Origin of the sequence: Microcoleus sp. CAWBG27, from assembly GCF_020883145.1 — a bacterium.
Taxonomy (GTDB): Bacteria; Cyanobacteriota; Cyanobacteriia; order Cyanobacteriales; family Microcoleaceae; genus Microcoleus.
Map to the genome: position 1 here is coordinate 48,613 of NZ_JAHREU010000010.1, position 25,538 is coordinate 74,150.

The 25,538-nt window shown below is 45.7% G+C and carries 22 protein-coding genes and 2 pseudogenes; 13 read left to right on the top strand and 11 right to left on the bottom strand.

Translation table 11 applies throughout. The features are described 5' to 3' along the window. Positions 1–174 precede the first annotated feature (174 nt). On the bottom strand, positions 175–489 hold the full coding sequence (locus tag QZ938_RS08330; RefSeq protein ID WP_293350709.1) for a zinc ribbon domain-containing protein: 315 nt from the start codon (positions 487–489) through the stop codon (positions 175–177). A gap of 354 nt (positions 490–843) precedes the next feature. Between QZ938_RS08330 and QZ938_RS08335 the strand changes: the two genes are divergently transcribed. From QZ938_RS08335 to QZ938_RS08350, 4 genes are all read left to right on the top strand, one after another. Then, positions 844–1,425 (top strand): hypothetical protein, encoded by a 582-nt coding sequence (locus tag QZ938_RS08335; protein WP_293154393.1) that lies wholly within the window; start codon positions 844–846, stop codon positions 1,423–1,425. Positions 1,426–1,777: 352 nt separating this feature from the next. Then, entirely contained in the window at positions 1,778–2,251 is a 474-nt protein-coding gene (locus QZ938_RS08340) for a TspO/MBR family protein (protein WP_293350713.1), read from the top strand. An 11-nt stretch (positions 2,252–2,262) separates the two neighbouring features. Next, entirely contained in the window at positions 2,263–2,739 is a 477-nt protein-coding gene (locus tag QZ938_RS08345) for an ATP-binding protein (RefSeq protein ID WP_293154512.1), read from the top strand. Beyond that, positions 2,720–3,475: a tRNA(His) guanylyltransferase Thg1 family protein gene (locus tag QZ938_RS08350; RefSeq protein ID WP_293350716.1), complete on the top strand. Its 756-nt coding sequence runs from the start codon at positions 2,720–2,722 to the stop codon at positions 3,473–3,475. Before QZ938_RS08345 ends, QZ938_RS08350 begins: the two co-directional genes overlap by 20 nt. Positions 3,476–3,596: 121 nt before the next feature. Here QZ938_RS08350 and QZ938_RS08355 read toward each other — a convergent pair whose 3' ends face one another. The 3 genes and pseudogenes from QZ938_RS08355 to hslO form a co-directional block, all read right to left on the bottom strand. Next, positions 3,597–5,666, bottom strand: a complete 2,070-nt coding sequence (locus QZ938_RS08355) for a hypothetical protein (protein ID WP_293144572.1) — start codon at positions 5,664–5,666, stop codon at positions 3,597–3,599. A gap of 82 nt (positions 5,667–5,748) precedes the next feature. Then, a pseudogene (locus QZ938_RS08360) lies at positions 5,749–7,102 on the bottom strand (RNA-guided endonuclease InsQ/TnpB family protein); the annotation flags it as partial. Positions 7,103–7,340: 238 nt separating this feature from the next. Next, on the bottom strand, positions 7,341–8,240 hold the full coding sequence (gene hslO, locus QZ938_RS08365) for an Hsp33 family molecular chaperone HslO (RefSeq protein WP_293343116.1): 900 nt from the start codon (positions 8,238–8,240) through the stop codon (positions 7,341–7,343). 47 nt (positions 8,241–8,287) lie between these two features. Between hslO and QZ938_RS08370 the strand changes: the two genes are divergently transcribed. Continuing rightward, the gene (locus QZ938_RS08370) at positions 8,288–8,485 is read left to right on the top strand and encodes a hypothetical protein (protein ID WP_293144563.1); all 198 of its coding nucleotides are present in this window, start codon (positions 8,288–8,290) and stop codon (positions 8,483–8,485) included. A 398-nt stretch (positions 8,486–8,883) separates the two neighbouring features. Then, positions 8,884–9,537 carry a Crp/Fnr family transcriptional regulator gene (locus QZ938_RS08375; protein ID WP_293144560.1) on the top strand — a complete coding sequence of 218 codons (654 nt, stop codon included), beginning with the start codon at positions 8,884–8,886 and terminating at the stop codon, positions 9,535–9,537. 187 nt (positions 9,538–9,724) lie between these two features. On the opposite strand, the pseudogene QZ938_RS08380 reads toward QZ938_RS08375, so the two are convergent. The 5 genes and pseudogenes from QZ938_RS08380 to apcA form a co-directional block, all read right to left on the bottom strand. Then, positions 9,725–10,955, bottom strand: a pseudogene (locus QZ938_RS08380) (RNA-guided endonuclease InsQ/TnpB family protein). 409 nt (positions 10,956–11,364) lie between these two features. Beyond that, positions 11,365–12,585: an FtsW/RodA/SpoVE family cell cycle protein gene (locus tag QZ938_RS08385; RefSeq protein ID WP_293350723.1), complete on the bottom strand. Its 1,221-nt coding sequence runs from the start codon at positions 12,583–12,585 to the stop codon at positions 11,365–11,367. A 293-nt stretch (positions 12,586–12,878) separates the two neighbouring features. Next, entirely contained in the window at positions 12,879–13,082 is a 204-nt protein-coding gene (locus QZ938_RS08390; RefSeq protein WP_006634929.1) for a phycobilisome linker polypeptide, read from the bottom strand. Between the two features lie 298 nt (positions 13,083–13,380). Then, the gene (gene apcB, locus QZ938_RS08395; protein WP_293144548.1) at positions 13,381–13,866 is read right to left on the bottom strand and encodes an allophycocyanin subunit beta; all 486 of its coding nucleotides are present in this window, start codon (positions 13,864–13,866) and stop codon (positions 13,381–13,383) included. A gap of 177 nt (positions 13,867–14,043) precedes the next feature. Then, positions 14,044–14,529 (bottom strand): allophycocyanin subunit alpha, encoded by a 486-nt coding sequence (apcA, locus tag QZ938_RS08400; RefSeq protein WP_265234273.1) that lies wholly within the window; start codon positions 14,527–14,529, stop codon positions 14,044–14,046. 804 nt (positions 14,530–15,333) lie between these two features. Between apcA and QZ938_RS08405 the strand changes: the two genes are divergently transcribed. Further along, positions 15,334–16,542, top strand: a complete 1,209-nt coding sequence (locus tag QZ938_RS08405) for a hypothetical protein (RefSeq protein ID WP_293350726.1) — start codon at positions 15,334–15,336, stop codon at positions 16,540–16,542. Between the two features lie 269 nt (positions 16,543–16,811). Here the strand turns inward: QZ938_RS08405 and QZ938_RS08410 are convergent, their stop codons facing one another. Further along, a complete protein-coding gene (locus QZ938_RS08410; RefSeq protein WP_293350729.1) occupies positions 16,812–17,396 on the bottom strand; it encodes a DUF99 family protein in 585 nt (194 codons plus the stop codon). Positions 17,397–17,793: 397 nt separating this feature from the next. Between QZ938_RS08410 and glpK the strand changes: the two genes are divergently transcribed. The 4 genes from glpK (at position 17,794) to QZ938_RS08430 (ending at position 20,888) form a co-directional block, all read left to right on the top strand. Continuing rightward, positions 17,794–19,281, top strand: a complete 1,488-nt coding sequence (gene glpK, locus QZ938_RS08415; protein ID WP_293350732.1) for a glycerol kinase GlpK — start codon at positions 17,794–17,796, stop codon at positions 19,279–19,281. A gap of 297 nt (positions 19,282–19,578) precedes the next feature. Then, positions 19,579–19,956: a c-type cytochrome gene (locus QZ938_RS08420; RefSeq protein ID WP_293350735.1), complete on the top strand. Its 378-nt coding sequence runs from the start codon at positions 19,579–19,581 to the stop codon at positions 19,954–19,956. 17 nt (positions 19,957–19,973) lie between these two features. Then, positions 19,974–20,474, top strand: a complete 501-nt coding sequence (locus QZ938_RS08425; protein ID WP_293350738.1) for a DUF3122 domain-containing protein — start codon at positions 19,974–19,976, stop codon at positions 20,472–20,474. A gap of 195 nt (positions 20,475–20,669) precedes the next feature. Continuing rightward, positions 20,670–20,888 (top strand): hypothetical protein, encoded by a 219-nt coding sequence (locus QZ938_RS08430; protein ID WP_293341014.1) that lies wholly within the window; start codon positions 20,670–20,672, stop codon positions 20,886–20,888. Positions 20,889–21,110: 222 nt separating this feature from the next. Here the strand turns inward: QZ938_RS08430 and QZ938_RS08435 are convergent, their stop codons facing one another. After that, on the bottom strand, positions 21,111–24,155 hold the full coding sequence (locus tag QZ938_RS08435) for a pentapeptide repeat-containing protein (RefSeq protein WP_293350741.1): 3,045 nt from the start codon (positions 24,153–24,155) through the stop codon (positions 21,111–21,113). A 453-nt stretch (positions 24,156–24,608) separates the two neighbouring features. Between QZ938_RS08435 and rplU the strand changes: the two genes are divergently transcribed. Both rplU and rpmA read left to right on the top strand, forming a co-directional pair. Continuing rightward, positions 24,609–25,001: a 50S ribosomal protein L21 gene (gene rplU / locus QZ938_RS08440; RefSeq protein ID WP_293350863.1), complete on the top strand. Its 393-nt coding sequence runs from the start codon at positions 24,609–24,611 to the stop codon at positions 24,999–25,001. Positions 25,002–25,028: 27 nt separating this feature from the next. Next, a complete protein-coding gene (gene rpmA / locus QZ938_RS08445; RefSeq protein WP_293350744.1) occupies positions 25,029–25,307 on the top strand; it encodes a 50S ribosomal protein L27 in 279 nt (92 codons plus the stop codon). Positions 25,308–25,538: the final 231 nt, after the last annotated feature.

Sequence of the window (25,538 nt, forward strand, 5' to 3'; positions counted from 1 at the left end):
TAAGAAGGACTGAAGTCCTTACTACGAACTTTTAAGAAGGACTGAAGTCCTTACTACGAACTTTTAAGAAGGACTGAAGTCCTTACTACGAACTTTTAAGAAGGACTGAAGTCCTTACTACGAACTTTTAAGAAGGACTGAAGTCCTTACTACGAACTTAATGATTGTAAATTCTCAGTCTTTCAGTGGCTTACCTTCTCGATTGACAATACGGCTTTCACCATCTTTAGCCGTGACATTTTCATAAACCCCTTCATCCCGCTTTACATACTTGCTGAAACCCGAATTTTTATAATCGGTGTCGGATGTCGGCTTCATCAACCTCGGAGCGCTCAGCATTCGGCGTACCGGAGCATCTCCAGGAGTATCCCCAGGCTCGCACTTAGCCAACTCGCATAGTTGGCGCCAAGTCGAAACTTCCAGGTTCATGCTGTGCGAAACTTCTAACTGCTGGTTGTTTGTGGGACAAAAATAATCGTATACAGGCATACTAAGAATCTCGCTTGCAACTACTAAAATTACTAATTGCACAGTTACTGTGAGTATTATAACTCAAAATCACTAACAATTCAAGCCAAAAAAGCAAAGTTTACTATTTTTAATGGTTGTTGAAACAGCCAATCAGCTATATTATTAAGCCTGTGCAGTTGCTCCCGAATGCGATCGAGACCAAGCCCAATAGTACGCTACCCTGAAATCCTCTGACTCGATCGACGGCTAGCAAATGCCCCCAAGACTTCTCTGAATGCCGTCAAAGGATTTATCGTCATTTTCAGACTGCGCCCAAACTACTGATTCTAAGTTTCAAGTTTATTCATCTACACCACCAGCGAGGATTTACCGATGAGCGATTTCAAGGTTACGCCAGAAGTAGAGCTAAGTACAGCTCAAATGTTGGAGCGATACCAACTGCAAGATGAGATTATTCTGCGGCGTTGGGCAAAACTGCACGGCATCAACAGCACTCGCGGCTTCTTCTATCCCAGTGAAGTAGATTTGATGGATCACGCTCATCATCACCTCTACAATTTGGGAATGAGTGTTGCTGAGTATCAAAGTCTTTTAGACCGGCGCCGCAGCCATTCTCAGACATCAGGCGACCAAAATAAAACAGTAGCAAGTCAAGTTGCTGATGAAGCATACGATGCCATAGAAATGCTCACCGATCAGTATTCGGAAGCTATTGATTTAATGGGAGAACGTATAGCAGATCATTTCATCGATGAACTCGATTTATCTGTAATGCGACACCTTTCTCAAAAAGTTAAAGACCGTCGCACTCTCAACGGTCAAACTAAAAAACCCAACCGTTTTCTCCAAGTGATTAAAGCTGTGTTGCAACCGAGCAGCGAAAATACGCTTCTGGTTCCCAAAAAAGATGATGACTCTAGTTTAGAATTAGAACACCATCACCGGCTCGGCTAACTGATTGATTTGCAAAGCTAAGCGCTACTTTTCGCGGTAAGGTGCGCGCCGCGCACCCTACATAATTAGGTTGTGTTTCCGGGATTGTGAAGGCCATAAACTTGCTGTTTTTAACCAAGAAGAATGGGTTTAAAGCCTCCTCCTTCGAGGGGGAAATAAAACAAAATTATTCACTGTTTCATTCCTAGGACTTATAGGTAGAGGTCGCTCTCCAACTGTCAACTGTCAACTGTTGAACAGCCTAATTTACCTTGCAATTATCAATTTAAGACTGAAGAGAGATGTGGTTTGACCCGGACTTAACTAAAATATAGCTTTAATCGAAACAGTTAATCTAACTTAAGGTAGAGAAATGATTAGATCGTGGATGGTAATTGGAGCAGTCGTCTTGATAGTAGCTTTGGCGATTAACAGAATCACCCCCAGTGACATCCAGTGGTTCAACCGATTGCAGCGTCCGAGATGGCTAAAAATTGAAGCAGCAATTCCCATAATTTGGACAGTAATTTTTATTTGTGGAGCTTGGTCAGCAGTGATTGTTTGGGAAAAAGCACCGGGAACTCTGGAGACTTGGTTGAGAATGGGTTTGTACCTGCTTTTAGAAATAGTAACTATGTCTTACACGTCGGTTATGTGCAAAGTTAGGAGTCTAAAAGTTGGTACGATAATCGGCGGAACTGGCGCAATTTTAAGTGTGCTGCTAGCTTTAAGCGTGTTGCCAGTTTCTGAATCAGCAACCTGGTTATTGCTGCCTTACATACTCTGGAGTCCGATCGGCACTTACACGACTTGGGCGATGATGCACCTCAATGCAGCGGATGTTTAGCTTTGGAATTAGTGATTTTAATTGGATTGCAAGCATCGGGCAAAAGCACTTTTTTTCGCGACTATTTAGCTGCAACGCACGTTTTAGTCAGCAAAGATTTAATGCGAAACAATAGAAATAAATCGCGCCGACAAATTCAGTTAATTGAAAATGCACTGGAAGCAGGGCATTCAGTAGCGGTTGACAACACCAATCCCGCCGTTCTCGATCGCATACCGCTGATTGATATCGCTCGTATCTATAATGCCCAAATCATCGGTTACTACTTTGAATCAACAGTCAGCGACTGTTTAGCTCGAAATCAAGAGCGATCGGGCAAATCTCAAGTTCCAGACATAGCAATTTATGCTACCATCAAAAAAATGGTATTGCCCAGTTACGACGAAGGGTTCGATCGCCTATTTTTCGTCCGCATGGCAGACAACTTGGCATTTGAAGTAAAAACCTGGCCCGCAGAGGAAGTGATTGATGGACAATCAGATATTTGAAAAAAAAATGCGGGAGCTAGAATACTTTCACAACCTGCGTTTGTTGCCGGGAACTCACACCATAATTCGCGCAGACGGTCGCAGTTTTTCTAAATATACTTCCTCAATTTTTGAGAAGCCTTTCGACTTAAAATTCCACGAATTAATGGTAGAAACTACCAAAGCGTTGCTATCAGAACTAGGAGGCATTTACGCCTACACCGAAAGTGACGAAATATCTGTTTTGTTTCCTCCAGATTGGGCTTTGTTTGACCGCAGCTTAGAAAAAATTGTCTCTATTTCTGCGAGTATTGCTAGTGCAACTTTCACTGGTATCGCTCGCACAGCAGTCAATTTTGATAGCCGCGTTTGTTCCGCCGCCAACAAATCGCAAGTAGTAGATTATTTTCTGTGGCGCCAAGCAGATGCAACGCGCTGTGCTTTGAATGGCTGGAGTTATTGGATGCTGCGAAAAAATGGCGAAACGGGTGAAAATGCAGCAGTTATATTAGAGAAAAAATCGATCGCTTTCAAAAACGAGTTGCTGTTTCAAAACGGAATTAACTTTAACGAACTTCCGGCTTGGCAGCGCCGGGGAACTGGATTGTATTGGGAAAAATATGAGAAACCTGGTTATAATCCGATCGCGCGCCAGGAAGTTGTCGCAGTGCGGCGGCGTCTGAAAGTCGATGAAGAGCTGCCAATCAAAGACGAATACAAAGAATTTATTTATGGATTTTTGAATGTTGGCGATTAACTCGCCAACGATATCTTGTCATATGCGGCGGCAATTGATGAATTCTCACTCGTTAAAACCGAATGCAAGCTTTGAGACGGGGGTTTAAACCTCCGCCTCTTTTCGGGCAAGCATAGTTAACCTAACGGCTCGGAGAGCGACTTGGTGGCTCGGTTTCCGGTGGCTCCGGAGCCGGAGACGTTGACTCAGCAGCCCCAGGATTCAGCGATTCCTCCCAAATTTTGATTTGCGATTGCGCTTGCTCAAAAGCCCGAGAACCCGAGGGAATTTTCTTTAAAGTCGCGATCGCCCCAGCCAGATCCGACGACGATTGTTCCACACCCATCGCCAAAATCCGCTGGCTCCACTCCTCAATCGCCTCGCTCGCTTGCCAGCGGAGCGAACTCGTATCCGGTACCTGAAGCGCTAGCGTAATTGCTGCTTGCAAGGAGTCAGCAGTTCCCGCTTGGGCGGCCTGACGGGCGCTCTGCAAGCCTTGCTCGCCCTGCAATTGAGCTTCCCAAGTCCGAATGTTCGATCGAGCTTCCTCATACAGCACCCGTCCCGATCGAATCCGGCGGGCTATATCAATGGCCTCGGCTAAATTGCCCCTAGCCGCTAGTTGCTGAGCTCTCTCCAAAAACGGCTGATCTTGAAGCCGCTGTCTTCTCTCGATCCAAGCTTGAATTTTGGCTTGAGCTTCCCCGTACAGCGCCCTTCCTTGGCCGATCCGAGAAGCTTGAGCTACGGCTGCTTCCAGGGAATTTGGATCGCCGGTAGTCGCTAAATCGTTAGCTCTTTGCAAGTACGGACTGTCTTCTAGCAGTTCGATTTGACGGCTCAAGCGATCGATTTGAGTCCGAGCTTCCTTAGAGCGGGGATTTGATTCCGGGACTGTTTGCAATTGGGCGATCGCAGCCCTCAAGTCCTTGACCCCTCCCGGCGCTGCCAGCCTGCTTGCCAAATCCAAAATTTTCACATCAGCCATTTCTTGCTGCCAGCGGGCGACTAAATCTTGAGCTTGTTTGTACAAAGGGCGGCCGTCTTTCAACTTTTGAGCCAGATCGATCGCCTTAGACAAACCATCAACAGAACCCGTCAAAGCCTGAGCCGTAGCCTGAGCCAACTCGTTAAAATCCTGTACTTGTTCCTTTAAATTTGCAGTTTCTGGAATCTTGTTAGCGATCGAGATCGCCTGCTGCCAATCGCCTGTCTGCAAGCGTTTTTGGGCGATCGCCATCACTTTCTTGCTAAATTCCGCGATCAACTTATTGGCAGCTTGATACAAATAACTTTTTTGATCGATGCCCTGAGCCAGCTTAATCCCTGTCACCAGATTGTCTAGCCCTCCCTCCGAGGCTGTATTCCGGGCTTTTACCAACTTATTGCCCTCAGCCTTCGTCGCCTGAATTACCTTAGTGAGTTCCTCATACTTCGTCGATTCCCAGAAAGTATTGCCCGTATCCAACAGCAGAGTAGCTTGGCGGAAAGCCAGCCCCCACTCTTCCTGACGCAAGTGATTTTCTGCTGTGCGGTAAAGTTTCTCTGCATCGCTCCATATTGACTGCCACTTTTCAATCTGCTGTTGCACCGTCGTATAAGCAGGAACGTCTTGGGGAATCTTGCGGGCGATCGCGATCGCCTCCTCCAGCTTTCCTTCTTGGAAACTAGAATTTCCCAACCTGAGAATATCCTGCGACCAGCGATCGATCTCACCGTTAATTCTCGACCGCAGCGGGTGGTCTTGTGGCAAAGCATTCACTAATTCGATCGCGCGCAGCAAATCATCCGCCGTCCGCTTGCTGGCTGCTTCTTGAGCGCAAAAAAAGCGATCGTTAGCAGAAGCCGTCGGCCAAAAAATCTTCGAGCAATTCGACTGTGAGGTTAGGTTTAGCAAAGACGAAATTGCCACAAACCCCATACCCACCGACATCAGCAAACTCACCGCCAGCCAAAACTGCCATTTCTTCGACCAGAAGCGCCACAGCCGATAGGGGTCACGTGGCGGTTGCGAGTTTTCTCCAGACTCTTTCGGCTGCTGTTCCAGATGCCCTCCCGGCAGTTTTCCTGAAGTAACCAAATCTCGGATTTCTTTAAGTCGCTCAGCGCGATTTTTCCTGGCTGGAATTGGCACTAGCGAGGAAGTATCCTTTTTTGACTCCAAGGATTCTGATGCAGACCAACGGCCTGGTGTTTTGCGATCTTGACTCATAAATCTCCGCTCACCACAAACAGCAACCAGCCGGTCTTAGTTATTGCAAAACTGCGATCGCTGATATCTACTGCTGATACATTTACGCTACAGTTACCCGGCAATTGCCGGACAAAGTAACGATAGCACTATCATCCTCATAGGAGATAGAGGCGGTATCCCGCAAAGCTTTCAGTAATATACCAAAAGCACCATTATAATCCCGTGGGATTGAGTAGCCACATTCAGGACAAGTAAACACTTTAGAACCACCTAACTTTTGATGCACATGACCACAATGCGTACAAGTTTTAGACGTGTATTCTTCAGTGACATCAATCACACTGACGTTTCTAACATTTGCCTGATGTTTGATGGTTTGTTTGAATCTGTAATGGGCCCAATTCAACATCGCTCGCTTCAGTTTTTGAACGAATCTTTCTTCTTACCTTAGCTACCATTTGGGCAGACTCAAAAGTAGGAAGAAATATGACTCGATAGTTGCTAGTTAGATAGCAAGCGGTTTGTTTTTGGCATTCGTCTACTAAATTACGAATGCGTATTCTCATACGATGAGCCGCTTGCCTCATCCGTTTTCGGCGCCGTTTCTGGGCTTGAGATATTCGGCTCATTAAGTTATCTAAGTGTTGACAGAGACGAGCGATTCGTCCCATGTCACCACCTCCAAACTCAAGGAATTTATTGCCATCAAATCCGGTCATAAATGTTCTTACGCCAGGATCTAATGCAATTATTCCTGTTGCTACCGTAGGCTGCACAGTCACTGGTACAGGGAACACCCCAAACCATCGACCCTTACAGTAGACTAACTGAGTACCTCGATCGCAGTCAGGAATTATCTCAGCAGCTTTAAAGGTTAATCCTTTGGTTAAAGAAGGATACCAAGTGCCTTTTTTGAAATTTGAATCATTAAACTTGATGGTTTGAGAGTAATCTCTAATACTACGGAACTTTGCGTCTGAACTTGCCTTAAATGCTCGGTGAGCATCAAAAATAGCATTCTGTCTGATATGACAAGGCGTTTCTTTTACCCATTCTGGTAAATCGCTTTGCATAACTTGGTTACGCAACTGCAATTTACTTAAGCACTTTTTGCGCTGCATTGCTATTGCTTGGTTGAAACAATAACGACAGGCTGCTAACCATTTACGCCAGACTTTGTGCAACTGTGGTGTGGGATAAATCCTGAGCTTGTGAGATTTAAGATTTATACTTTTGCCAGAAGCACAATCTACTACTCTATCAGTGCAAGATGGTAAGGATGTCTTTAACCATTTATGGTTCTGGACTAAGGTTTGTTTCACCCGGTACCAGGAGTTTACACCAGTTTTGCTCGCTGTTCCATTGGCATTGGTCAAAACCGAATCTTGCCAATCGGTTTGACGGGGCAAAGACAACCATTTGGACATCTCATGAGAAGATTGGTTCCAATAGGGCAAGAAGCTTTGGGATTTTTCACGGGATTTATTCTCAACGTCAGATAGTTCTTTCGTTGACTCGAAGGATGGATGATGGTGAAAGTGGGACGTATTTGACAAGAGTTTTTGCCTCAACTCATGTTTGATTCTATCAGATTGTTCCGTAATGTCCTGCAAATTTGTTATTTAGTTAGTCCTCCAGGTTTTTCGGTCATCCCCAACTCGCACTCAATAGAGCCAATTACACATTATGGTCTCAAGAACCGGAATTCGATCGCAAATCCCCGATCAGTTCGGCAAGTTCGTCGCTGTTAGCCTTGTAAACCTCATTGCAGAAATGGCAAGTAGCCTCAGCCCCGCCATCTTTTTCGATCATGTCTTGAAGTTCGGCTTCACCCAACATTTTCAGAGCTCCCAAAACTCGATCGAACGAACAGCCGCAGTGAAAGCGCACCATCTGAGTTTCCGGGAAAATTTCCAGGCCCATATCACCCAGTAACTCTTCCAGAATCTGGTGCAGAGTTTTGCCCGATTGTAGCAACGGCGTAAAGCCCGACAGTGCAGCCACCCTAGATTCTAGAGTTTGCACGAGTTCTTCATCCGTCGCCGCCTTCGGCATCACCTGCAACAGCACGCCCCCAGAAGCTTGCACCCCCGCCGCCCCCACAAACACCCCCAAAACCAGAGCCGAAGGCGTCTGTTCTGAGGTTGCCAAATAGTTAGTCAGATCGTCCCCAATTTCGCCGGAAACCAATTCTACCGTACTTGAGTAAGGAAAGCCGTATCCAGCGTCGCGCACCACATACAAATAGCCATCACCGATGGCGCCGCCGACATCAAGTTTGCCTTTAGCATTGGGCGGCAATTCCACTGAGGGATTGCTGACATAACCTCGAACCGTGCCATCAAGTCCCGCATCAATCAGCAGTCCACCGAGGGGCCCATCTCCTTTGATGCGAATGTTGACTCTCGATTCAGGCCGCTTCATGCTGGAAGCGAGTAACAGCCCTGCTGACATCGTGCGTCCGAGGGCAGCTGTAGCGACGTAGGAGAGCTTGTGCCGCCCTCTTGCTTCTTCTGTCAGACGGGTGGTAATGACGGCTACAGCGCGAATTCCACCATCTGCTGCTGTAGCGCGAATTAATTGATCGGCCATGAAAAACCTGACTTGTCTTTTGATACTGCTGAAACTATTTTAGAAGGTTGTCGAGAAAGATAGCAGCAGTTGAGTTGGTGGATATGGGCGATCGAGCTTCACGACTCCTCAGGGCGCGGGGGCTGCGACGCAAGGCAGTTTTATTGCGATCGTACAAAAAAGTACGTAGTTGGGATGCGAGCCCTCTCGATCTAGGGATTGCTGAACAAGTAAAGTTTGGCTCAAATAGCGATCGCCGATTCTAGGAAGCAAGCAAGTTAAGTTTTTGTTTAAATTCGCGATCGAGAACATCAGCTTTGACAATCACCGCTAACTCACCAGTGGTTATTGATGAAAATTGACACATAATAAAAAGCCACAATAACCTTTTCAATCCTGCAACAAATTAGCTCTAAATTCAGTTTGTAATGGATTCAGATTTAAATCATGTTTGAAATTCAAGCTATTTAATATTTAAATTACATATTCCAACGATACTCCGAGCAATGTCACGCTCATGGCTTGAGTAATTGTTGATACAGAATTTGAATGTAGACAAAGCTTATACTCCCGCTAACCTAACGATCACCTAACCTTTACCTGGGTCGGTTAGAGTGAGATCGCTAGCTCTCACACTAATGTTTTTTAGCTGGAAATAACGGATATGCCACCAACATCGAAAGCACTTTTAGCGGAAGTCCAGCATAACACAGGAGCAACTCGAAACTTGCATTTTTATGCAAAGGGCGAAACCATTCCTTTAATGTCCCAAGGCCTTTGGCGCGTCTGTCAAGGTTTAGCACAACTGAGTACCCTTTATCCCACCGGGGAAGAAGGACTTTTGGGTTGGGTGGGGCCTTCGATGTGTTTCGGTTTGTGGTTGACTTCCTTGCAGACTTACCGAGCTACGGCAACATCAGACGTTTATTTGATGTGGTATTCTATGGTGGAAATTGAAGCTTCTCCTCAATTGGCTCACGAGTTGTTGCCTCAAATGGTGCGGCGGCTGCGGCAAATGGAGTCAATTTTGGCGATCGCCGGACAGCGCCGAGTAGAAGACCGTTTGTATCAACTTCTGCTATTATTGCAACAGGACTTCGGTCAGCCTGTGGTTGAAGGAACTCGTTTGAGCATCCGTTTGACGCATCAAGATATTGCTAATACTATTTGCACGACGCGGGTAACGGTAACCCGAATGCTGGGAAAATTGCAGCAGCAAGGGTTAATTAATCGAGATGGCGATCGGCATTTAATACTTAATAAAGGTGTCTTTGCGTCCACCTCCGAATTGTTTGGCTGCAACCCTCAAGCAGTCTAGCACCGACATCTATCTATTCGCATCTACACTCTACATAAAGTCTTCGAGTATTGGCTATCAAATCCCACTGCATGAGAATTGTTGGTCTCGATATTTCTCGCGCTATCTACAGCCATACCTTTGCAGTCACAAAAGATATAATTAAACGGTGCGTCTACTTAAAAAACAAACCCATGGGTGACAACTCCTACACCAACTGAATACAGTATGATGTAGGCTTCTCAGCGACTCCCGGTATCCCGTCGGACATTAACTGAGCTTTAAAGACGAATTGCCCTATCGCCTTGTTTTTAATATTGATAGCTGCGTTGTGGTCGCGGTCGAGACTGCACCCACACTTGATGCAGTCGTGCCAACGAATATGCAACTTCTTTGGTACTTTCTCTCCACAATTGGAACAATCTTGTGAGGTGTTATAAGCGCTTACTGGGACAACCAACTTTCCCAGCATTTTCGGCTTTGTTTGTCAGTATTGACAGGAAGTTTGACCACCCAGCATCCAACACAGATTTAGCCAATCTTGTACGAGCTAGACCCTTTACATTCAAGTCTTCAACTGCAATAACATCGTATTTACTCAACAATTTTACCGCAGTCTTCAAGTGAAAATCTTTGCGTTTATCTGCAACTTTTTTGTGTTGCTTACCCAGTTGCTTAACCGCTTTCTGTCTGCGGTTGCTTCCTTTTTTGCGGCGTGATACCCGCTTCTGAATTACTCGTAAGCGTTTTTGAGCTTTACGATAATATTGGGGAATGCAGACGGTTTCGCCTTCAGAAGTTGTTAAGAACTCTTTTAAACCAACATCAATCCCGGTGATTTTATTTGGGTTGAAATTTGGCTTAATCTCAGGAACGGTCAGATCTTCTAATGACAACGTTAGGTAAAAACCGTCAGCTTTCTTAGTGACCGAAGCCGTTTTGATTTTGAACCCATCAGGTATAGGGCGATGCAGCACAACCTTGACTTTTCCAAACATCGGCAAGTTAATCAGATTTTCCTGCAAACATCCTTCTTTCATCTGAGGATAAGTAAAGGTGCGATAACGATTGCGAGCTTTAAACCGAGGTTTCCCACTTCGTTTCCCGTTGCTATCGCCTTTGAGAAACCTGTCGAATGTTACCTTGACTCGCTTAACTACATCTTGCAGGACTTGAGAATAAATCTCGCTATACCAGGGATGAGTTTTTTTGAGCTGAGGTAAGGTTTTTTTCTGGCTGTAATAGTCAGGGTGATCTCGCAGTTCTGGCAAATGGCAGATTAAAAGACAAGCGTTAACAGGAGAGCGATTTTGCTCGTACCAGTTGAATCTATCAGCCAACAAATAATTGTATTGAGCGCATAACATTGACAGCCATCTGTCAAACTCAATAACTTGTTGTTTTGTGGGACGTAGTTTGTACTGGTATGCTGTTCTCATTTACCTGGCTCCTTGCTTTTTATGTTAACATCATTGTGTCCGCAATGACAACACAACATAAAAAACAAAAACCTGTATATTCGACTATCCGAAAAGAGACTTAATAAATTGAGAATTATTGCAGCATAAGCGAGAAAAAACCTTTACTCAGATGGTAGAGGAATGGATCGATCGTCTATCCAATACATCTATTGAGTTACTTCATTCAGGAGATCAGTCTGCCTATCCATCCCACACCAATTTTGATATAAATATGGTGTGGGGATTCCGGCGAAGAAAGCTAAACCTCAACAAAAAGAAGAAGAACCGCCAAAGAAGGGTGACGGGTGGCAATAGATACAACGGCAGTTTAAAAAGCGTCAATACCGTATTCTTCACAAGCTTGTTTTAGCGGAAATAACTTGACGAATTACTCAGTTTGTGTATTGCCGTTGGTCGATCGCAATTTCGGCTTAGACTGCTGTCCCCGGCGTCCGTCCAGAGAAACCACCTCAGCCTCAGAACTCTCCCTAGCCACCCGAATCAGCAACCCCGACAACAAAAAACTCGCCACCATCGAAGAACCGCCGTAACTAAAAAACGGCAGCGGCAAACCCGTAGTCGGCAAAACCCCCGTCGCCACCCCAATATTCAGCAGCGACTGTCCCACCATCACCACCATCACCCCAATCGCCACCAACTGAGACTCAGCATTCCGCGCCCGCATCGCCACCCTCAAAGCCACCGTAGCGTAAGCCGCCAACATCAGTAACAGCGAGAAACCTCCCACCAAACCAAACTCCTCAGCAAACACAGCAAAAATAAAATCGCTGTACTGAATCGGCAAATAAAATAACTTTTGCTGCGACATCCCGAAACCAACGCCCCAAATCCCGCCAGAACCCACAGCCAGAAGACTTTGAACCAACTGATAACCATCCTGCATCGCATCAGCCCAAGGATTGAGAAAAGACATAATCCGGCGGCGCTGATATTCCTTAAAACTAATACTTAAAACCGCCAACAGCATTCCCCCTACAGCCGTTGCACCCAACTGCAAGTAAGGCAAGCCCGCCGCCAAAGCCACCAGCCACAAAGTCATCCCGCACAAAGCCGTCGTACTCAAGTTCGGCTGCAACAAAATGCCCAACAGCATCGCACCGAAAATTAACAGCCAAGTAAACCGAACTTTATTCGTCAATCGAGGCCAATTGCCGAAAATGCGGGCGCTTTGCAGAACGAAAAACGGTTTAATCAACTCTGAAGGTTGAATAATCGGCACCGGGCCCAGAGATATCCAGCGAGTTGCGCCGTTGACTGTGGTTCCCACTCCCGGAATTAAGGTCAACCAGAGCAATCCTAGCAGCACCAGAATTCCCAACTGAGCAGTTTTCATCAGGTAACGCAGGGGGGAGTAAACCATTAAGTTAAAGCCCGCCAGCCCGATCGCCACTGCGATTAGTTGCCGTTTAAAATAGTAAAGGCCGTCTCCCAATTCGGAATTGGCAATGGGATAGGAAGCCGAGAACAAAGCCGTCAGCCCTACAAACAGCCACAAAAAAGTCAGCCACCGCAGCCATCGGGCCTCCGCAGCCCATTGCGACGCGCTGGGGTCAAAAAATGGAATGAAGCGTCGAATATCATTAGTCATTAGTTATTAGTTATTAGTTATTAGCTGTAGGGTGCGTCGCCAGAAAATCCGTTACATTAAATCGACTGTTGGGGCAGCGACGCACCTTACCTTATATAGCGTTTCTCAAAAAAGTTAGGTATGCGTGGGATGCCTATGCCCTATACCCTATGCCCTATGCCCTATGCGTACCTCATGTTAGTGATAAAGGCTATATCATTTCTCTTCGTCGCACCCTACAACTATAAAATCATAACAAACAAAAAAAGAGGTCGATCGCGACCTCTTGCCCTGTATCAATCCATTCTCGGATTTTAAAGTAAGCCAGTATTAGCTCCGGGCTTACCGGTAGCCAGTTGCACTTTAATAATTCTGCCGCCCATTTTCATAATTCTTTGCTGTTCCCGGAACCAGTTGTCATAGGGAACCAGCTTAGTAAAATAGGTATTTTGCAATTCGCGCTGAGTGCGGATGCGAGTTTGGCTGGGGACGCAAGCAGTCACTTTAAACATTCTCATGGGAAACAAACTCCTGAGTAGGTTTACAGATTTTTAGATGGATTTTAAAAAGATTGAAGTCAGGGAGTTAGGAGTCAAAACTAGCTCGTTAAAACTCGTCGGGCGTTCTCGACTGGCCTTTGACGGTCTAGCAATCACTCTCAACTTCCCTGACTTCTTTCAAAGCTAAAGGTAATAAGTCCAAAGTTAAAAGTTAAAAGTTAAAAGTTAAAGTTAAAAGAGGCAAGAAATAAATCTTATTCCTTCTTCCTTCTTCCTTCTTCCTTCTTCCTTCTTCCTTCTTCCTTCTTCCTTAGATTTAGCTCAAGCCAGAGCAGATGTAGTCGAAATAGACGCCCATTTCTTTACCAGCGTCAGAACCGACCAAACCGGCGGTGACTTCTTTCATTGCTTGGATTGCTTGTACGGTAGAACCGATGGGCACGCCCAAGGAGTTGTAGGTTTCTTTCAAACCGTTGAGCACGCGCTCGTCGAGGATGGAAGGGTCGCCAGCTAGCATGGCGTAGGTGGCGTAGCGGAGGTAGTAGTCCAAGTCGCGAATGCAAGCTGCATAACGACGAGTGGTGTACATATTGCCGCCGGGACGAGTTACGTCAGAGTACAACAGAGACTTAGCAACTGCTTCTTTGACGATTGTGGCTGCATTGGCGCTGATGGCGGTAGCGGCGCGGACGCGCAGTTCACCAGAAGCGAAGTAGTTCTTGAGCTTGTCTAATGCGCTGCTGTCCAGGTACTTACCTTGAACGTCAGAGGTATTGATAACGGCGGTAATTGCGTCTTGCATGGTTGTCTTGTTTCCTTGAAAGTGGCTGAGTCAGTCCAATTTTGGAGCTAGAATTTTAGATTTGGGATTGGGGATTTGAGATTTACAAGTAGTTGATTATCTGCAAAAGCTTTTGGCTTGTTATTCAGTAACCCTCGATTGTTCAATCAAAAATCTATTATCAAAAACCTAAATTCCTTACTGCATCGCACCGATAACGTAGTCGAAGTAAGAGGAAGCTTCGGAAGCATCTTCTCCAGAAAGCAGCGAAGAAGCTGCATTTTTCATAGCGCGCACGCCTTCGGCAACTGCTGCAATCGGGGTTCCGAGAGAGTTGTACATTTCGCGGACGCCGACAATACCGATTTCTTCGATCGGAGTAATGTCGCCAGCTACGATTCCGTAGGTAATCAAACGCAGGTAGTAATCCAAGTCGCGCAAGCAAGTTGCGGTCATTTCTTCGCCGTAAGCGTTGCCGCCGGGAGAAACAACATCAGGGCGCTTTTGGAAAAGTTGGTCGCCGGCTGTTTTGACGATACGTTCGCGGGATTCGCTCAAAATTTGGGCGATGCGGACGCGACGTTCACCAGAGGTGACGAAGCTCTTGATGCGGTCTAATTCGCCTGGGCTCAGGTAACGAGCTTCAGCGTCTGCGTTGACGATTGATTTGGTGACGATACTCATCTTGTGTGTACCCGCTGGATATTTTGCTATTGCGAACTGCTCCGCGTTGAACTGGCGACGGCGGGCGCTTTCATCCCGTACCTTTCGCTTCGCTGGTGGCTGGAGCTTTGACGGGGAAGGGTGGACTTTCCACAGCCTGCAACTGCTGAAGTTGTTACTGGGTGTCTGCCTTCGCTGTTTGACGGCGCTCGTTCTTCACGCCGGTGCGTTTTTTTGTGGCCGCACTGAGCCTGTCGCTTAGAATACCACAAATGATTGATGCGATCTTTAATCTACGATCGAGATTGCAGCAGATCCTCAAGTGGCGATCGAGTGACTGTAGGGCAGTTAGTCAGAATATTGCTTCTCTAACGCAACTACCTCTCGCAAGTATTTTGAGGCATTATGTTCACATTCTGAGTGTTACCGTAATAGTTTGTAACATTCCTTTTCATTTTTGGGCCCTCGGCGCCGTCTAATCTGTTGAAAATTCCAATTCAAAAAATCCCTAAAATTCTATATCAGCAAGGGTTACAGCCGTCGAACCTTCAGAGATTTGTCCCGAAGCGACACAGCGAGGCTAAAAAACGTCTGTGTCAAACAGAGGTGAGGGAGGCAGAGGTGCGACAGGTTTGGATCGGAAATGCGGACTTTTAAGCTTGTAGCTAAATTTGACTCTCGTCCAAACAAAAACGGATACAAGTTTCCCACACTCGGACGCGGAGCGACCAAAATTTTAGATTAAGGTACAAATTCCCAGACTCATCTGTGGAATAAATCTAAAATCTAAAATCGATCGACTCTCACTTTGTAACCAGGTGCGACGTGAAAAGAAATCTATCAGCCCTTAAAAAAGCTTTGCAGTTTGGGATTAGCGGTGCTGTCGGCGGTTTCGCCGGCAATCTCATCACTGAACCTTTCATGCACCATCTCAATGATTCAACATCTGTTTTTGACAGTGTATTGTCCACATCTCGCTGGTTTGGATTGGTAGGCGGCGGAATTGCTACTGCAATCATGTTCGGCTATTATTACTATATCAAAGGCAAGCCACAAATCAAACAATCTTTTAAAAATGGCGGTTTATCTGGTGTAATTGCGGGGGCAATTTCTGGAGCAATCGCTGAAGGTATTTTTAGCGGGATTGGCGACGGTGAGAATGAAATATTGCGAGTGATTTGCTGGGGAATAGCTGGCGGTTTGTTAGGACTTGGACTTTCTAAGCGAATTCCCAATTTAGGAATGCTGCGCGGCGCGGGTGGCGGCGGTGTGGGTGGCGTTTTGGGTGGTTGTTTGTTTATTCTGTTTGCTTATACTTTGTCGGGTACGGCGGGCCGTTTAGCTGGCTGTGGTGCGATCGGCTTTTGGATTGGAATTATGCTAGTTGTGGCCGAAACTTTGTTTAACAAAGCTTGGCTGGTAATTAGTTACGATACCGGAACCAATCGCACTCTAACTATTGGTGCGGAACCGGTGACTTTTGGTAGCGATGAAAATTTGTCTATTATCTACATTCCTCATGTTTCGCCTTTAGCGATGCGGTTTCAATTGGAAGCGGGTCAAATTGTTTGCGAGAATTTTGATAGCGGGGCGGTGAGTTATTTGCGATCGGGCGACCAAAAGAGAATTGGTAACTGTACAATTACAGTTGGAAACTCTGATTTAGCCGCTCCTAATTCTGCTCGGGTTACGCCGACTATTTTATCACAAGAATCGCCAGCCAATGCTTTTGCCAACGGTCAATTTTTGCTGAAATTGGGAAGTCGAGTTATCCCTCTGACTGCGGGGACTCAGCTATTCACCTCTGACATTCCTAGTTTAACGGCTACTGCGTCTAGTGGGGTGGTAGCGCTGGTGAATTCTCGATCGCCAAACGAGCTATCCTTGGGATTGACCAATTTGGGCGATCGCTCTTGGTGGGCCACAGACAGTCAAGGCGACATGAAAATGATTGAACCTGAAAGTACCGTGACTTTGGCCTTGGGAACTAAAATCGAATTTGGTGAAATTGAGGGCGAGATTGTCGGAAGCTAAATAGTCTTAAATCCATATTCTAATAGGTTCGTAGTAAGGACTTTAGTCCTCTAAGAAAGGATGCGGACTAAAGTCCTCACTACGAACCTTGTAAGGATGCGGACTAAAGTCCTCACTACGAACCTTGTAAGGATGCGGACTAAAGTCCTCACTACGAACCTTGTAAGGATGCGGACTAAAGTCCTCACTACGAACCTTGTAAGGATGCGGACTAAAGTCCTCACTACGAACCTTTTTGATGGCCGTAGATTAAATTGCAGATAATTAATTCAAGCAGAACTACCGCTAACACCAGTAATCACCGCCGCACCAATCAAATGAGCCAAACGCAAAGCTTCAGGAACCTTACCAGTATCAGTCAAACGCTGGAGTACCAGTGCAATTACTTCCGGTTCTTCGCCGCACACTTGAAAAAAGAAAGGTTCAAAAGCGTAAATTTTGCCAGCGCGGCGTAACAATTCTAAACGGTATTCCGAATCTGAGAAATGACCGAGGGCTTTTTCAACAGCAGCTAAATCTGGTTGGCGGCGCATCACAGCAACGCAAGGAATTTGCAGCCGCGATGCTAACTTGGGAAGGTCAATAATATTGAAGCCGCCGAAAGCAATTCCGTCAAGCAAAACGAGATGCAATTGTGGTAAAAATTTCCCTCCTAGCAGTAGCTGACAAATCACCTCGGTGGCATCTAACCCGTCTGGGAGGACTTGTCCCCAGACCATTCCTTCAAATCTAGTCCCCCCGCAGACTACTCCGGCGATCGACACCAAACTCCCGCTGGTACGAGAAAACGGAGCGTCGTCAAAGCCAATAACCTTAATTGTGCGATCGAGTCTGAGCAATTCTGCTAGTTTCAAAGTAGGGACTTCCCTAAACTAAAATTTTTGACATTAATTTGACTTTTATATATTATCATAGACGTTAAAGACTCGAACGCTAATTCAACAGTTGACAGTTGACAGTTGACAGTTGACAGTTTAAGAGCGACCCTACCTAGAAGGAAGAGGATTGGAGTAATGAATAGTCCAATCTTAATTTCGCCGGTTCCGGCGGGCGGGCTTTCAACCAATTCTTTCTGGTAAAATTCCTTAATTAAACCTAAAATACAGCTCATGCTCAAGCTTGCTGTGTATGTTTTCTTCTTTCTTCTTTTTACCCGCTCGCGAAGCCGAAGTGCTTCCTTATTCTGACTGATAACGTTCGCGAGCGGGGACGCTCGCGCTAATGACTTCTACTTAAAAAGGTTTTAAACTCTTGTCTCAAAAATACGTAGCAGCAATAGATCAAGGAACCACCAGCACCAGATTTATCATATTCGATCGCCTGGGACAGATAATTTGCAGCAACCAACAAGAACACCAGCAGATTTATCCACAACCGGGATGGGTGGAACACAATCCCGAGGAAATTTGGCAGCGCACCCAAAGCGCGATCGAAAACACCCTGGAAATCGGCAATATCGATGCGAAAGATATTGCAGCTCTCGGCATTACCAACCAGCGCGAGACTGCAATTGTTTGGGATAAAAATACGGGAAAATCTTACGGAAATGCGATTGTTTGGCAAGATACCCGGACTCACCAAATTTGTACTAGCTTAGCAGAAGTTGAGGGCAAAGATCGATTTAGATCGCGCTGCGGTTTACCGCTAGCAACTTATTTCAGCGGCCCAAAAATTAAGTGGATGTTGGACAATATCGCTGGATTGCGGGAAGCGGCAATTAAAGGCGATGCGATTTTTGGCAATGTCGATTCTTTTCTAATTTGGCATATGACAGGAGGCACGCACATTACCGATGTTACCAACGCCAGCCGCACAATGCTGATGGATTTGCAAACCCTCGATTGGGATGCGGAAACTTTGGAAATCATGGGAATTCCCCGCCGGATGTTGCCAGAAATTTGCCCTTCGAGTCACGTTTTTGGCATTGCGAAAGGATTGTTAGATGGTGTTCCAATTGCTGCTGCTTTGGGAGATCAGCAGGCAGCTTTGGTTGGACAAACTTGTTTCAGTGTTGGGGAGGCGAAAAATACCTACGGTACGGGCTGTTTTATGCTGCTGAATACTGGTGAGGCGATCGTCCCTTCAAACCACGGGTTACTGACAACAGTCGCCTACAAGATGGGAGAATCGCCCGCTGTGTATGCCCTGGAAGGCAGTATTGCGATCGCCGGAGCATTAGTCCAGTGGCTGCGGGACAACATGGGCATCATCAACACATCTGCGGAAGTAGAAACATTAGCAAATAGTGTCGAAGATAGCGGCGGAGTTTACATTGTACCAGCATTTTCTGGACTCTACGCGCCCTATTGGCAAGACAGCGCGCGGGGAGTAATTGCAGGTTTAACTCGCTACGCGACTAAGGCACATATTGCTCGGGCAGTATTGGATGCGACAGCTTGGCAAACCCGGGAAGTATTGGATGCGATGAATCAGGATTCTGGGGTGCAGCTTTTATCTTTAAAAGTAGACGGTGGGATGGTGGGAAATCACACGCTAATGCAGTTTCAGAGCGATGTTTTGGGAGTGCCTGTGGTGCGGCCTGTGGTAGCGGAAACTACTGCACTAGGAGCCGCTTATGCGGCTGGTTTGGCGGTGGGTTTTTGGAGCAAACTAGCCGAATTGCGAGATAATTGGGCGGTGGATTGTATTTGGGAACCCCAAATGTCGATCGCACTTCGGGAGCAAAAATATCGCTTTTGGAAAAAAGCAGTTTCCCGCACCTTCGACTGGGAGGAATGAATCACGAATACCGTTGGTTAACAGTTCAGCTTAATCTGCTGTAGTACCGCATTCCGGCAGGGGTTTAAACCCCTGCCTTATAGCTTAAGTCGGTTAAAACCGACTAAAGAGTTATGTTTTTATAAGTTATTTCAAATCCGCACTTCATCAGAATTATTGCTCTCTCCCTCATCTCCCTCTGTGCTCTCTGTGTCCTCTGTGGTTAAAAAAATATGCTCCAACGGCAAACGATATTAATCCCAAATATGTATTTAGTGCTATCATCAAACACAGGACTACTTTTCAACCTGGAAATAAATGATATCGCCAAAAAACTTAAAAAAAATCCTCACCCTCCTCCTATTAATACTGACACTGGCATTTGCAGAAATTGCCACTAATTCCCAAATTGCGATCGCAGATACAGCGACAACTCCCGCAACCGCAACCGCCGCCGAAGTCTTCAACACCAACTGTGCAGGCTGTCACATCAACGGTAGCAACATTATCAGGCGCGGCAAAAACTTGAAACAAAAAGCCTTAAAAAAATACGGCATGGATTCAATTGCCAATATTTCAAATTTAGTAACCAACGGTAAAGGTATTATGCCCGCTTACAAAGATCGTTTGTCCGAACAACAAATAATCGATGTTTCCGCCTACGTGCTATCCCAAGCCGAAACTGATTGGAAATAAATCGGAGGTATGGCAAATTGAAAAACCATAATTGTTGGCGCAAAACCTTAACTATTATTAGCTTGTGCTTGTATCTAATCCTAGCGATTAGCCCGCCCGCCTTCGCCTCAATTCACAAATATCCAGAAAGAGGCGACAGAGTAATGTTCCGCTCCGTACAAAGCCTGCGCGATACTGATGATAGAGCATGGCAAGTAGTTTTGTATAAGCGAGTACAGTCGGGATTGGTAAACTCCTTTAACCTGCGATTGGTAGGATTTCCCGGCACAGAATTGCAGCATCCTGTAGCGCTAACAGTTGCTGCGGGCGATCGCGAAATTGGTAATGCCAAGGATATTTGGAGCGAGTCGGATTTGCCGGTGAACGTCGGAGAATATGATTTTAAATCAATAATTACACAACTGGAAAGCAATCAACCTTTAAGGTTGAGTTTGCCTGTGAAAGGTGAAAAAGAAACTGAGTTGCTGGTTCCTCCTTTTGGTGTCAGAGAATGGCGGCTGTTGTTAGATACCAAGTAAATATACTTATTTTATCCGGTCTCAAGTTAAAATCCCTATAGCTGTGTGTATCAAAAGCTACTAGCCTCAAGTACGCCTTAAGGTAGATTTAACCGTGTTTCAAGGTAATTTTGAAACAAACTCAATGTAGAGTTGGTCAAGTGATAAAACTCCATTGTTTATAACGTGCGTGTCTTCAGGGTGAAATTACTTACTATGAGTTTAATCAGTACAATTGTCGGAAAAGCTTTAGAAACCGGGTATTTAACGGTTGAGGCCGAGGAACTGTTGCGCCAGCAGTTGCAGATGACTAAGTACGGTTTAGAAGATTTTGAGGCTTTTATTACCTTGCAAACAGAGGTGATGGAAGGTAGGGTAAGACAGCAGGCTTTGGAATTATTGCGATCGCACAACTGTTCTGCTGCCGTTGCTTGAATTAAGGTCGATCGCGCTTTTGGATCGATCGCACTTTTGGATAGAATTAAGGGCGATCGATCTTCTTACGGGCGGGCTAGAAGCCCACCCCACAAAAAAATCCACTCTTTGTGGAACAGGCATCTTGCCTGTTCATAAAAATCATAAAACTGTCTAAAGTATTGTCATTGCGAGGAACGAAGCAATCGCAAGGCTTTGAAGTTGCTTCGTTCATCAATGTTTCTACTGCATTCCTAGCTGTTGCCTTAACGCTTCGGGCACATTAACGGCTGTATCCAAACCTCGAACATTTTCCCACTTTGTATTTTCATCCCATTTGACACAGAACCAAGTGCTATCCTCATTGGGATCGTTGAGGATTGCGCCACTGAGATTTGCGTCGCTGAGAATTGCGCCACTGAGATTTGCGCCACTGAGATTTGCGCCACGTAAGTCTGCGTCGCTGAGGCTTGCATTGCTGAGGTCTGCATCGTTGAGGTCTGCATCGTTGAGGTCTGCATCGCTGAGGTCTGCGTCGCGGAGGTTTGCATCGTTGAGGTTTGTGTTGCTGAGGTCTGCATCGCTGAGGTTTGCGCTACTGAGGTTTGCGTTACAGAGGTATGTGTTACTGAGGTCTGCGCCACTGAGGTCTGTGCCACTGAGGTCTGCGCCACTGAGGTCTGCCTCAGTCAGATATACGCCAATTAGGCTTGCGCCCCTAAGGTTTGCCTCAACGATATCTGTGTTGCTGAGTTCTGCGCCGTTGAGATTTGCGCCACTAAGGTTTGCGCCGTAGAGGTCTGCGCCACAGAGCTCAGTACCGCCGAGGTTTGCGCCACTAAGGTTTGCGCCTGTCAGAAATAGCCCAACAATTTGGAGAAAGCCGAAATCCCCAACACAATAGCTATAGCTGATGAGACGCAACAACCGATTTGCATCATCAAGCTTGCCTTCAGTATTAGGTTTCCCGCAAGGATAAAATACCATTTTGTCTTTCAATTCATCTCTCTGCTGACCGTAACGGTGCAATTCCAACAGCAAAATCATCACATTCAAACCTGCGTAAATATCTATTTGCCGCTGCCCCAATTCTTGAGTTTTCAACTGTTCTCGCAGCAGGCGCATCTTCTTCTGAGGCAAACTTTCCGGCAGCATATCGATAAATTCTCCCTCGCACCACCGCAGGTAAAAATTTTCCAGACGCTGGAATAATTCCACAGGGCGAAACCGATTTATTTCCCCCGCAACAGCCGGAGTTGTTAACAAACCCATCAAATATTCTACAATTTCTTCTGTCAGCGCCCCATAACCCAGCAAATCGTAAATCTCCCAATCTAGATCGGAATCTTTAGTATTAAATCCTCTCCCTTTCTTTCCCGGTTCCGTCCATTCTTCCAGACTTTCTTTCAATCGTTCCGCACATAGAAATTCACCAAAACTCTTGTGTACAAACTCTACGGAACCTTCTTTGCTGCCTTGCTGGAGGTAAAAAGTCGCCAAAGCATTTCTCAAAGGATTGTCGTCAATCTGTTTTTGAGCTTCCTCAAGTAATTCTTTAACTGAGCTTTCTGCTTTCAATCGTTCCTCAACCATTGCTACAGGAGCACATTCCCCTCCCGCCTGAACTACGCACAACCCTGCTTCTGTAAGAATGCGTCGCAAATCCTCTGTTTCCAGTTCTGTCAAATCACGATTAAGCCAATCAGCCCGCTGTTTTGTGAGTATCCAGTTCACAGTTTGATTGTAAATCAAAATTTTTGCTTGAGTGCTGTTAGTTCCCTGAAAATCCTCAACTTTTAATTCTCCATCCCGGTGCATTGCTGCTAGTAGATAAAGTAATAGCGGTTCCCGCGACAGTTCAAATTGTATTTCTGGACAGTTTTGATGTTGCAAAAGATTCCGAAAATCTGAAGTTTTTTCTGCTCCTGTCTGAGCTTCCCACTTGCTGAACCATTGCTGCTGCAATTCGTCATCCATGACTTGAATTTCGACTCGCTCCAGATTATCCGGCATTTGCCTTTCAATCCCGTGCAAAGCTAAAGGTCTGCCAGTAATCAAAACTCGGTGTCCCATTTCCGAATTCTTCTCGCAATCTCGCTGAAATTGCCCTACTTGCTTGAGAAATTGTTCTAAACCGCCGCTGCTTCTCCCTTCCATCAGTAACTCATCAAAACCATCTAAGAAAAATAAATATCGCGTGTTTCGATCCATCAACCAACCGTCATCGCTAGCAAAACCCGAATTAACCGCCTCTTTCAGCGTTTCTCGAAAACTCTTTTGCAATGTGGCAATATCTCGCAATCGAATTAACACCGGAGTCCAAACAGGATGTAAATGTTCTCGCACCCAGTCAGCAAACATTCGACAAAAAACGCTCTTGCCGCGTCCGGGCCCAGCTTCGATGAACAGCACCCGATTTTGTTTATGCTCATCCTCAAGCAATTGCTTTGCCCAAGTTTCTAAATCGAAAGCTTCTGCATCATTTATGGGCTTGCCGTTTTTATCGATCGGCTTTGCCTTCAGCGGTACGTAGATATCCTTAAATGTAAACTCTTCAGCAAATACTTTATCTTTTGGTTTATCGGCAATCTGTTTTTCCAGGTATTCGTCAATGCTTTGATATTGCCGCTGTTCCTCTCGCCATTCGCTGAAAGAAGACTGTCCGAGATGTTTCATAGCATCACCAGAAACAGCCCAAGCTTCGATTAAATAGCGGTGAGTATTAGCAGCAACTCTCTTTGTCAAAATCTTAGCTTGAATCCCTTCTAGTCCGGCTTGTTCCAGCCGCTCTGACAGCACTTGATTGAATTCCTTAGCCAATATCGAATCACGAAAGCAAATCGCAGTTTCTTTAGCTGCTTTATCGCTAAATTCCAAATCCGCCAATTTTTTAAGCAACTGCTTGACTTTCTCGGAAACTGGAGCTTGTCCGATGCGATTTAACAAACTCGTGTCTTGTTCCAAAAATTCCTTAAAACTTTCCAGATAAGCCGCCTGACTGACAAGAAAAATGCACTCAGCCAAAGTTGGCTGCTGTTCAGTTTTTTCGATAAAAAATGCCAGCAATTTCGCGGCAATCCCGATAAATGGAAATCCAGTTCCCACAACTTGAGCTAAGGGAGAGTTCAAAACTTCTAGGAGCAAGTTACTATTGTCCAGCCCTTGTTCCTTGAACATTTTTGCCAATTCAGCGGCTGCTTTCCCAGCTTCTCCGATCGCCTCTGCTGCATCAGTAGAATATAGTTCTTTAATATCAGTAGTTAAGAGTTTGAATATGCGATTTGCCATTTTACCCGCCGCGCTTTAGAATAGAGAGTCTGAGAAATTCTACATTCAACTCTCTAAACATTCCGCAAATAAATAAAATAGGACTGACACACTGGCGGTCAGAAACCGGGTTTTTGCCCTTGATGTCGGCTGTAACGAAGGATCTCGGAAAAAACCCGGTTTCTTTGGTTTTGATGCGTAACCTACTTGGTTAAATACTTAGTCCGCGGAGGCGGACTTCGTTTCTGTAGGCGCGGTTTCAACCGCCGACTCATTTTACTTGACAAAAATACCCAAATCGACAATAATAGTAGATTGTCTGTCTAAATCCGGCTCGGATCAGGTTAAGACATTCCAAAAGCTGCAAAACAGTCCACAGCCAAAAGTTATTAACAATTGACAACTGTCAACTGTCAACTGTCAACTGTCAACTGCCAACTCAGCTACCTGTACGGCAATCTCAACAACCATCCCATGACTTACGCAATCATTGAAACTGGCGGCAAACAATTTCGGGTAGAACCAGGCCGCTTCTACGACATCGAACTGCTTCACGTCGAAGCTGAATCCAAAGTCACCATAGACAAAGTATTTCTGATCCAGCACGAAGACGACGTTCACATCGGCCAGCCTTTAGTAGAAAATGCCACTGTAGAAGGAACTGTGCTGCGGCATTTCCGGGGCCGCAAAGTCCTCGTCTACAAGATGAAGCCGAAAAAGAAAACTCGGAAGAAAAAAGGGCACCGTCAAGAAACAACTCGCTTTATGATTGACTCCATCAGTGTCAATGGTGTTGTTTTGGCTGCGAGAGATTTAACTCAAGCAGTTGTTGAAGCTCCCCAAACCGGCGAAATTGAATCAGAATAAACAATAGTAAATAAAGTTGAGGACATTATGGCCCATAAGAAGGGTACAGGCAGTACACGTAACGGACGCGATTCTAATTCTCAGCGTCTGGGTGTCAAAAAGTACGGCGGTCAAGTTGTCAGAGCTGGCAACATTTTGATCCGCCAACGCGGCACGAAAGTTCACCCCGGTAATAATGTTGGTATCGGCAGAGATGATACTCTGTTTGCCATGATTGATGGTGTGGTGACTTTTGAAAGAAAGGGTAAGACTCGCAAGAAAGTCAGCATTTATCCTGTGGTTGCACCTGAATCTGTCGCAGTTTAATTTTATGCCTTCCTGGGTTTTGCCTGCGAATTCATAATATAGCCCTCCAAATTAAGTACGTTGTTGGGCTTTAGCCCTCCAAATTCAGGTACGTTGTTGGGCTTTAGCCCTCCAAATTCAGGTACGTTGTTGGGCTTTAGCCCTCCAAATTCAGGTACGTAGCCAGAAATGGGGTTGTTAGGCTAGTAATTTGCTTTTTTTTACAAGTCGAAAGAGGGCTGAAGCCCAACT